Origin of the sequence: Promicromonospora sp. NFX87 (assembly GCF_048564965.1) — a bacterium.
Taxonomy (GTDB): domain Bacteria; phylum Actinomycetota; class Actinomycetes; order Actinomycetales; family Cellulomonadaceae; genus Promicromonospora.
The window spans coordinates 5,539,747-5,552,526 of the sequence record NZ_CP183413.1; the positions used below are offsets into that span (position 1 = coordinate 5,539,747).

Sequence of the window (12,780 nt, forward strand, 5' to 3'; positions counted from 1 at the left end):
GGTGAAATTTAGTCGATCATCACGTGACCGGCCGCCGTCTGCGCGGCGGCCGGTCACGGTGGGGTCTACCAGTTGCGCCGCTCGTAGTCCCGCCCGTTGATCCGGACGCCGACCTCGGTGCCTGGGTACCCGTAGAAGCAGCTCAGCTGGGTGCTGCCGTTCCCGCTGAAGTTCATGCTGTAGGAGCGGTCGGGCGTCAGGATGTTGTGCCAGCCGGACTCGTCCGGGTTGGTGCCCGACATGCACTCCACGGAGTGGGTGCCGGCGGGGAAGTCCTGCCAGTTGATGACGAAGTAGGCGCACGACGAGTGCGAGCACTGGCCGTTGCTGACACCGGAGCCATGCGTGACCCAGGCCCTCGGGTCGGGCGCCGCGTCGGACCTGGCCTCCGCGCAGTTGCTCGCCGTCTGTCCCACTTCGTCGGTCACCTCGACGCACGCACGCTCGAGCTGGCTGTAGCCGGTCCCCGTCGTCGACTGGGTACCGCTCGTCGCGGTGCTGTTGATCGCGCCCGTGACCCGGACGGACCGGATGTCCCGGCCGTTGGTGCGCGTCCCGTCCCACGTGAACGTGACCTTTCGGTCGCCACCGGCCGCGCTGATCGTCGGCGGCGGCGGCGGGCCGTACGGGACGACCGCGTTGGACGCGGCCGACCAGTCCGAGCAGGTGTACGCGTTGCAGGCCTGCACCTGGAACGTGTACTCCGTCCCGTTGTTCAGGCCGGGGAACGTGGCGGACGTCGCGTTGCCCGCGTTCAACGTGTCGCCGTTGCTGGCTCGCACCACGTAGTACGGCCCCGTGCCGCGGAAGTCGCCGATAGCGCCCCAGCTGACGTTCGCCTGGCCGCTGGTGTTCGAGCCCAGCGCGGCGTTGGGCCGACCGGGAATGTCCGGGGTGCCGTACGGCACCTCCTCGTTCGAGAACGGGCTCGCGTCACCCTCACCGGCCTTGTTCGTCGCACGAACCCTGAAGGTGTACGTGGAACCGGTAGAGAGTTCCTCGACGGTCTGCGACGTATCGGTGGTATCGATCGACTTGACGAGCTGGCCGTTCGTGTAGACACCCAGCCAGTACTTGTCGATCGGGTCACCGTTGTTGGCGGGAGCCGTCCAGGTCACATGGATCTGGCCGCCGGCGGCGGTCTTCACCCGCTCCGCGTGGGGCGCGGCGGGCGCGTCCGGGGCCTTGGCCGGGGTCTCGGGCGCGGACGCCTCGGACCAGTCGGACGGGTCCGGAGCGTCGTTCTTGGCCTGGACCCGGACCGTGTAGGCGGTGCCGTTCTGCAGCCCGGTCCAGGTGACCTCACCGCCGGGCTGGCAGGACTTCTGCGTCACGCCGTTGGCCGGGGCCGGGCTGATCTCCAGGTTCACGCACTCGATCGGGGACCGGTCGGTGTAGGACCGGTTCTGCCACGTCACGATGAGGCTGCTGTCGCCGAACTCCAGCGACGGCGGCTCGGGCTTGTCCGGCTTCTCGTCCGGGCGTGCCTCACGCGAGGCGGGGGACGGGTCGGACTCCCCCACCTCGTTGGTGGCGGTGACCGTGAAGGTGTACTTCACGTTGTTCTTCAGCCCGTCGAACGTGCACGTCGTGGTGGCGCACTGGTGCTCCTGGCTGCCGTTGGCGGTCACGGTGTATCCCGTGATGTCGGCACCGTTGTTGTTGGGCTGGTCCCAGCTCAGCACCACCGTCTCGGAGCGCACCTCCTCGATCCGCGGCGCCCGGGGCGCCTCGGGCCGGCCGAGCACCGTCAGCTTCGCGATCCCGTCGACCTCACGGTCCGGGTCCTTCGTGGCGTCCTGGACGCGGTAGCGCACGGTCATGACGCCGGTGAAGTCCTTCCCCGGGGTGACCGTCAGCTGGTCGCCGCTGTAGGCCGCGGTGCCGTCCCCGACCTCGACGACCGGCACGCCCGACAGGGTGAGCTCCTTGTCGGGGAACGGGTTGGTGTCGTTCGCCAGCACCGGGATCGTCGTCTGCTTGCCCTGGTGGGCGTCCTCCACGACGTCCTGCGTCGTCTGGACCAGCTGGCGGGTCGACGCCACGACCTCGACGGTGAGCACTGCCTTCACCGGCGGGTTCTTGCCGTCCGAGACCGTCATGGGGAGCTCCTGCGCGGTGCCCTTCGACACCGACGGGTCCACCTGGGCCGAGACCGCACTGCCCGATACCGACGGCGAGATCCCGTTGCTGCCGGCGACCTTGAAGGTCAGCGTGTCCTTGTCCGGGTCCTTCACGTACCGCGACAGGTCGACCGAGCTCTCCTCGCCGGCCGCGACCTGGAGCACCGGTCGGCCGGTGATCTTCGGCGGCATGTTGGTCGAGGGCGTCACGTCGATCGGCAGGGTCAGCACGGCGACCAGGCCCTCGGCGTCGTCCGGCCCCTTGCCGTCGGTGACCTCGAAGCTGACCGACGCCGCGCCCGCGTAGTCCTTGGTCGACGTGTACACGATCGTGTCCTTGTCGGAGACCTGGGCCTTGCCCTCCAGCGCCTTGACGTTCTTCTCCTCGGTGATCCGCGGCTCGTGGTCGTCCCGGACCACCACGTAGTCGGCGAGGTCGATCGTGAGCGGCTCGCCGCTCGTGGCCTTCAGCGGCTCCAGGCCCGGCTTGAGGTGCGGCCGCAGCTGGTCGCCCGGTACGCGCACGAACGCCTTGGCGTCCAGGCCGTCCATGTCGGTCACGGTGTAGGTGATCACCTGGGCGCTCTGCGTGAGCTGCACCTCGATCGCGCCCTCTTCCGTGACGCGCACGCCCTCCAGGGACTCGTCGACCGTCACGTCCAGGTCCGCGCCGACGCCGTCCGGGTCCACGTCGTTCGCCCGCACGTCCACGGTCACGCTCGCGGAGCCCTTCACGTCGTCGGAGGTCACCACGTCGTCGTGCGCGATCGGGCGCAGCAGCGGCGCCTTGCTGTTCACGTTCACCGTGACGGAGCTGCCCGCCTTCGCCTTGAAGGTGTCCTGGATGGCGTAGTAGAAGGCGTGGGTGCCCTCCTCGTCGGGCGCGGTGACCACTACGTCGTCCTCCACCGCCTTGGGCTTCAGGTCGCCCGTGCTCTCGAAGCCCTTGGCCACGAGGCCGATCTCGTCACCGTCAGGATCGGTGTCGTTCTCGAGCGCCCGGACCGCGACGGTACGTCCCGGCCGCACGGTGGTCTCGTCGTCCGCGGCCTGCGGCGGCTGGTTGGTCGCGGGCTTCGGCACGATGCCGACGCGCACCAGGCCCTTGCCGACCGCACCACGGGTGTCGGTGACCTCGTAGCTGAAGGTGTCCAGCCCGGTGGCGTCCTCTGCCGCCGTGTAGTCGACGAAGCCGTCGACGATCCGCGCTGTGCCCTTGCCCGCCGCGGCGGAGATGGAGCTCAGCGTGACGTAGTCGCCGTCGGGGTCGCTGCCGTCGAGCTGCAGCGGGATACGGGTGGTGCCACCGCTGAGCACACGCGCCGTGATGTCGGGCAGCTGCGGGGCAGCGTTCTCCGGCTTGTCCAGCACCACGATGGTGATCTGCGCCGAGTCCTTCTGCCCGTTCGAGTCCACCACCTCGTAGACGGCGTGGTAGGTGCCCGCCTTCTGGCCGGCCCGGAACCGCACGGTGTCCTCCGAGGCGAACGCCTCGCCCGCGGACGCAGGCGGCGTCTCCTTCAGCTCGTCGGCGAGCGTCAGCTCCAGGCCGTCCGGGTGGGTGTCGTTCTTCAGCACCGGGATGGTGACCACGTCACCGGCCTGCACGGTCGCGTCGTCCGGTCCCGCCTCCGGCGGCCGGAGCTGGTCGGGCGCCGGGATGGGCACCACACGCACCTGGCCCGTGGTGGTCCCCGACCCGTTCGCGACGGTGTAGTCGAACGTCTGCGGGCTGTCGAGCCGCTTGATCTCGGAGATCTTCAGGATCTGGTGGTTGAGCACCGCGACCTTGACCGGGGCGTTGTCCGGCACGTCGACCCCCTGCACCACGAGCACTCCGCCCGCGGGGTCGGTGTCGTTGGCGAGCACGTCGACGAGCGCCGTACCGCCGGTCGGGAGCAGCACCTGGTCCGTGACGGCCACGGGTGCACGCTCGTCCTCCGGCGGGTCCTCGACGTCGACGCGGACCAGCCCCATCACGGGCTCAGGACCGTCGGTGATCTGGTAGGTCACGTCGTACGAGCCGGGCTCGTCGCTCTCGAAGCGGAACACGCCGGCGGCGTAGTTGGGCGTGATCGTCGCGCCCTTGGTCTCGGCGACGCTCGTCAGGCGCAGCTTGTCGCCGTTCGGGTCGCTGTCGTTCTTCAGCGGCTCCACCGTGACGGGCTCGCCGGTGAGCACCGTCACGTGGTCCTGCACCGGTACGGGGGGCACGTTGCTCGCGACGACCTGGATGAGCAGCTTGCCCTGGAAGGGCTGGCCACCCGAGTCCGACACCGTGATGTCCACGACCTTACGGCCGGTCGCGGAACCGCCGTCGCGGAACTCGACGGTGCCGTCCGGGCGGGACCGCACCTCGTCCAGGGGGTCGGCGGTGGCGGCGCTGGACAGGAACAGGTCGTCGCCGTCCGGGTCCTTGAAGTACGGCAGCACCTTGATGCTGGCCAGGCCGTCCTGACCCACCGTGAGCACGGGCTCACCCATCTGCTCCGGCGGGTTGTTCTCCTCCAGCGGCACCACGCGGACGTCCACCGACGCCTGTGCCTTGCCGTTGCGCCCGTCGTTGACCTCGTACTTGAAGCTCGTGGTCCCTGACGCGTCGGCGGGCACGTCGGCCTGCAGGGCCGCGCCGTCGAGCACGCGGTCGACACCGACGGGGCCCTCCGGCTTGCTGATGACCGACACCGTCATCACGTCGCCGTCGGGGTCCGAGTCGTTGCCCAGCACGTTGAGCACCGTGGTGCGGCCGGGCCGCACGCCGATCGAGTCGTCCTTGGCCTTGGGCGGCCGGTTCTCCTGCTTGCGGTCCGCGACGAAGTTGTCGACCAGCTGCGGCGTGGCCTCCTCGGACTCCGTCTTCTTGCCCTCGCCGTCCTCGGGCATGACGATGTCCCAGTCGTTGACCTTCTCGAACAGGTCAGCGGCCATCCACAGGGAGCCGCCCGCGATGTCGTTCAGCACGATGACGTCGCGGTTCACGCGGTAGACCAGGCTGGTGCCGACGGCCACACCCTCGAGCACCTGGTCGACGTCGTTGTCGGTGCCGGCGCAGTCCCGGATGACCTGGCCGGAGTCCCAGGCGCCGTAGGTGCACCCCTCGAGCTGCACGGGCGCGGACGGCGCGCCCTGCGCCGCGCGCGTCGTCGCGTCGCCGCCGCCGAGGGGCTGCGTGACGAGGCCGTTCGGGGTGGCCAGCACCACGTTGTCGGTCTTCGCGGAGGGCTGCTGGAGCTTGCCCTCGGCGCCGTCCTCGACCTTGACCGTCTCACCGCCCGGCAGCACGAGGTTTCCGCTCGACTGGTCGAGCACCACCGGTTCGTGGCCGACGGCGGAGACCTCCACCTTGGCGTCGCGCCCGACCGGGAGGCTGGACTCCTCGCCCTCCTCGGGCACACCCTGCCCGCTGGTGGGGACGGTGTAGAGCTTGGCGTCGGCCGGCACCGCGAGGAACACGGTGCCTTCCTTGCCCACCGCGAGCTTGCCGCCCTTGCCCACCTTGAGCGTCGGCTTGAGCTTCTTCTCGTCGTAACCGACGGCGCCGTCGAACGGGAGGACCCAGAGCTTGCCCTCCTCCTCGTCGTACACCGCGGTGGTGGCGCCGCCCGAGGCGACCTGCGCGCCGGCCGGCAGCTCCATCGAGCCGTCCAGGATGAGCTGCGCCGGGTTGACGGGGCTGGCGGACGAGTCGCTCGCGCTGTCCAGGAGCACGCGCTGCGCGTCCTGCTCCACGTCGAAGCTCGCCGCGTTGGCCAGCAGGACGCCGTCCAGGGCCTTCGCGTCGTAGTTGAACCGGCCGAGCTGGCCGGACGACGTCTGGGTCACCCAGACGCCGGAGTCGTTGAGCTGGACGTCGGCGGTGGCCTCGCCGTCGTAGAGGAGCGCGAAGCCGAGGAGCCCGCCGGCGAAGAGGGTCACCACGCCGACCGACGCGGCTGACCTGCGGTTTTCGTACACGCGTGAGGCAAAGCTCATGCGTCCTCCTCTTTCATCACTCCAGCGAAGTCTTGTCCGCCCGGATAGCACACAGGCACAACGCAAGCACCCTACCGGGGTGGTGGGTGAATCGGCGTTGATTTTCGGTGGGCAGGACTACCCATACGACCCGCCCAGATTGTACGAGTCTGTCTGCTACATGTCAGGACTATTGCGCTCTGCACGAAGAGTGACCATGCAGTTGCTGCCGGACCAGGCGCGATCCTGGCAGCAACTGCATGGCCACTTTCGGGCTGGAGCGAAACTCCTTGTCAGACCGCCCGGTCCGCCAGCACCTGGGCGAACTGCTCCAGGGACTCCTTGACCGGGCCCTCCGGCAGCGGCGCCAGCTCGGCCGAGGCGGCACGCGCCCACTGGACCGCGAGGTCCCGCGTCTGCGCCAGGACGGCGTGCGCGCGCAGGCGTTCGAGCGCGGTGCTCAGCGCCTCGTCGGACGACAGGTCGCCGTCGAGCGTGGCGAGCAGGTCCCGGTCCTCGGAGGTGGCGGCGTCCGACGCGACGTGCTGGCGCAGCAGCAGCACGGGCATGGTCGGCACGTGCTCGCGCAGGTCGGTCCCCGGCGTCTTGCCGGAGGTCTCGCCGGACGAGGCGACGTCGAGCACGTCGTCGGCGAGCTGGAAGGCGACGCCCACCTTCTCGCCGTACGCGCCCACCGCCTCGATCTGCTCCTTCGGCGCCCCGGCGATCATCGCGCCGAGGCGGGCCGACGCCGACAGCAGCGACGCCGTCTTGTCCGACAGCACCTGGAGGTAGTGGGCCACCTCGTCCTCGCCGTCGTCGGGGCCCATCGTCTCGTGCAGCTGGCCCAGGCACATCCGCTCGAACGTCCTGGACTGCAGGATCACTGCCTCGGGGCCCAGCTCCGCGACGCGCGCGGAGGCCCGCGCGAACAGCATGTCGCCCACCAGGATCGCCACCGAGTTGCCCCACACCATGTGGGCCGACGGCGCCCCGCGCCGCATCGGCGCGGAGTCCATGACGTCGTCGTGGTACAGCGAGGCGACCTGCGTCAGCTCGACCACGACCGCCGCGTCGACGACGCCGGGCGCGGCGCCGTCGCCCAGCTCACCCGTCAGCAGGGTGAGCAGGGGACGGAACCGCTTGCCGCCCGCGTCGATGAGGTGCCGCGAGGCGCCGTCGGCCAGCTTGTCCGCGCTGGCGACGGCCTCCAGGAGCGCGTCGTCGACCCCCGTCAGCCGCTCCGCGAGGCGGGATGCCAGCTCCGGGTCGGAGATCGGCAGGCCGAGCGCGGTCGGATCGGGCAGGTTCGACGGAGCGGCCGGAGAAGCCGACGCGGAGGTACCCGACGTCGTCTGGGGCGGCAGCGGTGCGGAGGTCACGGCACGAACTTACTTGCCTGTTCCACCAGAGAGAGAACCGGGGACGGGAAAACGCCGAGAATCACTGTCGCGATCGCGCACACGGCGATGGCCACGGCGGCCGGGCCACGGGACCGGACCACCGTCACCACGACGCGCTGCGCGGTCGTGACCTGGACCTTGGTCAGGGTGGCCGCCGTGGTTCCGCCGGTCACCGCGCTGCCGCTGGTCGAGACCTCGGCCTCGCCCGGCTCGGCTCCCGCCGCGGTCTCGACGAGGGCGACCTGCGACTCCGCGGGCTCGTCCTCCGCCCGCTGGAACACCATGACGACCAGGAGCCGCAGGTAGAACGCGACCGCGACCACGGACGCGAGCACACCGAGCACCGCGAGCCACCACAGGCCGCCGGCCGTCGCACCGGTGAACGCGCCGAACTTGGCGATGAACCCGGCGGTGAGCGGGATGCCCGCCATCGACAGCAGGAACAGCGCGAAGGCGGCGGTGAGCCACGGGGCCTTGCGGCCCAGCCCAGCCCACTGCGCGAGCTCCGTCGCCTCGCCGAGCACCACGCCGTCGTCGCCGACCGGGCCGTTTTCCTCCTCACCCGTACCTGGGGTGATCCGCCGCTCCCGCACCAGCGTGACCACGCCGAAGGCGCCGATCGTGGCGATGCCGTACGCGAGCAGGTAGAACAGCGTGGACGACTGCACCTGCGGGTTGAAGCCCGCGATGCCGACCAGCAGGAAGCCCGCGTGGGCGATCGACGAGTAGGCCAGCAGGCGCTTGACGTCGGTCTGGACGGACCCGATGACCGTACCGACGGCCATCGTGAGGACCGCGACCACGACGATCACGATCTGCACCTGCCGCACGATCTCCGGGTTGACGGCGCCCACGCCGATCGTGATGCGGTACAGCACCTCGACGAGTGCCGCGACGGCCGCGACCTTGGTGCACGCGGCCATGAAGCCCGTGATCGGGGTGGGTGCACCGGTGTAGACGTCGGGCGTCCACGCGTGGAACGGCACGGCGCCGACCTTGAACAGCAGACCGACCACGACGAGCAGGACGCCGGCGACGAGGAGCACGCTCATCCCCTCGAGCGGCAGGCCACCCTGCTGAACCCGCTGCGCGATCTCCAGGAGCCGCACCGTGCCGGCGAACCCGTAGATCAGCGCGACGCCGAAGATGAACAGCGCCGAGGCGAACGCGCCCAGCAGGAAGTACTTGGCCGCCGCCTCCTGCGACAGGAGCCGACGCCGGCGCGCCGTCGCGCACAGGACGTACAGCGGGAGCGACAGCACCTCCAGCGCGATGAACATGACGATCAGGTCGTCGGTGGAGGCGAAGAGCATCATGCCGCCCGTCGCGAACAGCAGCAGCGGGTAGATCTCGGTCTGCTCCAGGCCCGACCGGCGGGCCAGGTCCTCGTACGAGGTGCCGGGCACCGCCGAGGCCGCGGGCGCGAACGCGTCCTGCCCGGTGGCCGTACGGTCGGCCACGACGAGCACGCCGAGGAAGGCCAGCACGGCGATGATGCCCTGCGCGCCCAGCGCGAACGGCGTCAGCGTCAGGCTGCCGCCCACCACCTGGACGGGCTGGACCACGATCTGCGGCCACAGCACCGCGATGAACGCGAACCCGCCGGCCAGCGCGGCGAGGGTCAGCACTATCTGGGTCACGCGGCGGGCCCTGGCAGGCACGAACGCCTCGATGAGCACGCCGACCACGCCCGCACCCAGCACCACGATCAGCGGTGCGAGGGCGAGCCAGTCGATCTCGGGTGCCACGAACTCGGACTCGATCACTGGTCGCTCCCCATCTGCGTGGCGGCATCCGCCGGTTGGACCGCCGTGACCGACTGCTCGGCCGGCGCGTTCACGTAGGTCAGGGCCAGGCCCGGGACAAGGCCGAGCACCAGCAGTCCGACGACGAGCGGTGCCGCGACGATGCGCTCACGCGTCCCGAGGTCGGGCAGGGCCTCGAGCCCCGCGGCCGGTGCTCCCGTGAAGATCTTCTGGTACGTCAGCAGGACGTAGACCGCCGCCAGCACGACGCCGGGGATGGCCGCGATCGCCCAGGCCGCCGAGCCGGCGGGCGAGCCGCCGAACGCGCCGATCAGCACCATGATCTCGCTGACGAACGTCGCCAGGCCGGGCAGCGACAGCGTCGCGAGCCCTGCCACCAGGAACGTCCCGGCGAGGACCGGCGTGACCGACCGCAGCCCGCGGTAGTCGGTGATCTTCTGCGACTTCTCCGGGTGCCTGGACACGAGGAACCCGGCCACCAAGAACAGCGCGCCGGTGGCCAGGCCGTGGTTGAGCATCATGAAGCTCGACCCGGCGGTGCCCAGCGGCGTGAAGGTGAAGATGCCCAGGATGATGAACCCGAAGTGGCTCACCGACGTCCAGCCGACCAGCCGCAGCAGGTCGGTCTGCATGATCGCCATGATCGCGCCGTAGAGCACGGAGATCACGGCGAGCGCGATCACCAGCGGCGCGGCCCAGCGGGACGCCGCCGGGAACAGCGGCAGGCACAGGGTCAGCATCCCGAAGGTGCCGACCTTGTCCAGGACGCAGATCAGGAGGGTGGACGTGCCAGGGGTGGCGTTCCCCGCGACGTCGGGCAGCCAGCTGTGCACCGGGACCATGGGGGCCTTGATCGCGAAGGCGATGAAGAACCCGATGAAGATGAGGCGCTCGGCCACCGGGTCCATCTCGAGGCCGGTCAGGTTGGCCGTGAGGAACGCGTCGGTGGCACGCAGACCCGTCTCGGGGTCCGGCGGGACCTGGAAGTACAGCGCGATCACCGCGGCGAGCATGATGAGCCCGCCGCCCAGGCTGAACATCAGGAACTTGACGGCCGCCTTGCGCCGTCCGGTGCCCTGGCCGAACCCGCCGATCAGGAAGTACGCCGGGATCAGCATGGCCTCGAACAGCACGTAGAACAGGAACACGTCACGGGCGCAGAACACCGCGACCATGAACGCCTCGAGCAGCAGCACGAGGCCGACGAACCTGCGCAGGCGCACCTCGTCGCGCCCCTGCTCCTTCCAGGCGGCGAGCAGCACCAGCGGCACCAGCACCACCGCCAGCGCGACGAGCAGCAGGCCGACGCCGTCGACGGCCACGGCGTACGAGACGCCGATCTGCGGGATCCACGGGTAGGTCGCGCCGAGCTGGTGCTCGGCGGCGGCGCCCGGGTCGAAGGCGACGAACGTGCCGACGAGCAGGGCCACCTCGACCAGCGAGAACACGAGCGCGATCGGCCGCGCAAGGCCGACCCCCGCGCTCGCCGGGCCCGTGCGGGAGCGGCCGAGCGCGCTGAGACCCACCAGGGCCGCGCCGACCAGCGGCCACGCGATGAGCGCGGTCAGCCAGGGAAACATCTCTCCTCCGATCACTGGGCACCACCGAGGCCGGACACGAGCCAGGCGACGGCGGCGATCACGAGGACGCCGCCCGCCATGCCCGCCGCGTACGAGCGGACGTAGCCGCTCTGCGCCTTCCGGAACACCGCGCCGAACCACGACACGGTCTGGGGCAGGATGCTCCAGCCGCGGTCGACGACGTCACGGTCGCCCACCTGGACCAGGCGGGCCACCCCGTGCGCCGGCTTCAGCACCAGCGTCTCGTTGGCGGCGTCCTGGTACAGGTCCCTGCGGGCCGCCCGGGTCAGGAAGGATCCGCGCGGCGCCTCCTCCGGCACGAGGGAGACCGCGTACATCCGGAACGCCAGCAGCGCCCCGAGCACCACTACCGTCAGGGTGGCCCCGATGATCACGGGCACCGGGAGCACCGGCTCGTGGTGCTCCGCGTGCCCGACCACCGGCTCCAGCCAGGTGACGAACGTGCCGCCGATGCCGAGCACCAGGCCCAGCGCGGCCGAGCCGACGCCGAGGAACACCAGGGGCCACCACATCAGCGGCGAGCCCTCGTGCGGGTGCTGGTTCTCGGTCCAGCGCGGACGGCGTCCGCCGAACGTCATGAAGAACAGGCGGGTCATGTAGAACGCGGTGATCGCGGCGCCGAGCACCGCCACCGAGCCGAACACCCAGGCCCGCCACGGCTGGCCCTCGACGGGCATGAAGGCCGCCTCGATGATCCCGTCCTTCGACCAGAAGCCGGAGAACGGCGGGATACCGAGGATCGCGAGCCAGCCGAGCCCCATGGTGATCCACGTGATCGGCATGAACCGCGACAGCCCGCCGAAGCGCCGCATGTCGGTCTGGTCCCCCATCGCGTGCATCACGGAGCCGGCGCCGAGGAACAGCCCCGCCTTGAAGAAGCCGTGCGTGAGGAGGTGGAAGATCGCGAACGCGTACCCGGCCGGGCCGAGGCCCGCCGCGAGCATCATGTAGCCGATCTGGGACATCGTGGAGGCGGCCAGCGCCTTCTTGATGTCGTCCTTCGCCGTACCCACCACGGCACCGAACAGCAGGGTCACCGCACCGACGAGCACCACGACGAGCTGCGCCGTAGGCGCGGCCTCGAGGATCGGGCCGGAGCGCACCATGAGGTAGACGCCGGCCGTGACCATCGTCGCGGCGTGGATGAGCGCGGACACCGGCGTCGGGCCAGCCATCGCGTCACCCAGCCAGGCCTGCAGCGGGAACTGCGCCGACTTGCCGCACGCGGCGAGCAGGAGGCACAGGCCGATGGCGGTGGCCGTGCCCTGGGAGAGCGAGCCGACGGCGTCGTCGGACAGGGTGGTCCCGAAGTCCAGCGCACCGGTGTTCGCGAACAGCAGCGCCATGGCGGCGATGAGCCCCATGTCGCCGATCCGGTTCATGACGAACGCCTTCTTCGCGGCCACCGCGTTCTCCCGGGCGGAGGGCCGCCCCGTGTCCCAGAACCCGATGAGCAGGTAGGACGCGAGACCCACGCCCTCCCAGCCCACGAAGAGCAGGAGGTAGGAGTCGGCGAGGACCAGCGTCAGCATGGCCGCGACGAACAGGTTCAGGTAGGCGAAGAACCGGCGCCGGTGCGGGTCGTGGTCCATGTACGCCACGGAGTAGATGTGGATGAGCGTGCCCACGAAGGTCACGAGCATCACGAAGGTCATGGACAGCGGGTCCAGCCGGATGCCGAGGTCCACGTCGAGGCCACCCGCGGACAACCATGTCCACAGGTGGTGGTCGACGGAGCGCTCCTCGGGGAGCGTGCCGATCATGCGGAACATCAGGATGATGCCGATGACCCCGGAGGCGGCCGAGGCCAGCACCCCGAGCCAGTGGCCCCAGCGGTCGGTGGCCTTGCCACCCAGGAGGAGGATCGCCGCGCCGATCAGCGGGATGCCGACCAGCCAGGGGGCGAGCCCGATCACGTCGTTCACGTGTCTACCCT

The 12,780-nt window shown here is 70.4% G+C and carries 5 protein-coding genes; all 5 read right to left on the reverse strand.

The features are described from left to right. Positions 1–65 precede the first annotated feature (65 nt). Positions 66–6,095, reverse strand: coding sequence for an Ig-like domain-containing protein (locus ACNYC2_RS24865; protein WP_419704318.1), 6,030 nt, complete (start codon positions 6,093–6,095; stop codon positions 66–68). 272 nt (positions 6,096–6,367) lie between these two features. Next, complete coding sequence (locus tag ACNYC2_RS24870) at positions 6,368–7,456, reverse strand: polyprenyl synthetase family protein (RefSeq protein ID WP_419704319.1); 1,089 nt, start codon at positions 7,454–7,456, stop codon at positions 6,368–6,370. Further along, a complete protein-coding gene (gene nuoN / locus ACNYC2_RS24875; RefSeq protein WP_419704320.1) occupies positions 7,453–9,243 on the reverse strand; it encodes an NADH-quinone oxidoreductase subunit NuoN in 1,791 nt (596 codons plus the stop codon). The genes ACNYC2_RS24870 and nuoN overlap by 4 nt, the downstream gene beginning before the upstream one ends. Then, positions 9,240–10,823: an NADH-quinone oxidoreductase subunit M gene (locus ACNYC2_RS24880; protein WP_419704321.1), complete on the reverse strand. Its 1,584-nt coding sequence runs from the start codon at positions 10,821–10,823 to the stop codon at positions 9,240–9,242. Before ACNYC2_RS24880 ends, nuoN begins: the two co-directional genes overlap by 4 nt. An 11-nt stretch (positions 10,824–10,834) precedes the next feature. Further along, positions 10,835–12,760: an NADH-quinone oxidoreductase subunit L gene (gene nuoL / locus ACNYC2_RS24885; protein WP_419707897.1), complete on the reverse strand. Its 1,926-nt coding sequence runs from the start codon at positions 12,758–12,760 to the stop codon at positions 10,835–10,837. Between the last annotated feature and the right edge of the window lie 20 nt (positions 12,761–12,780).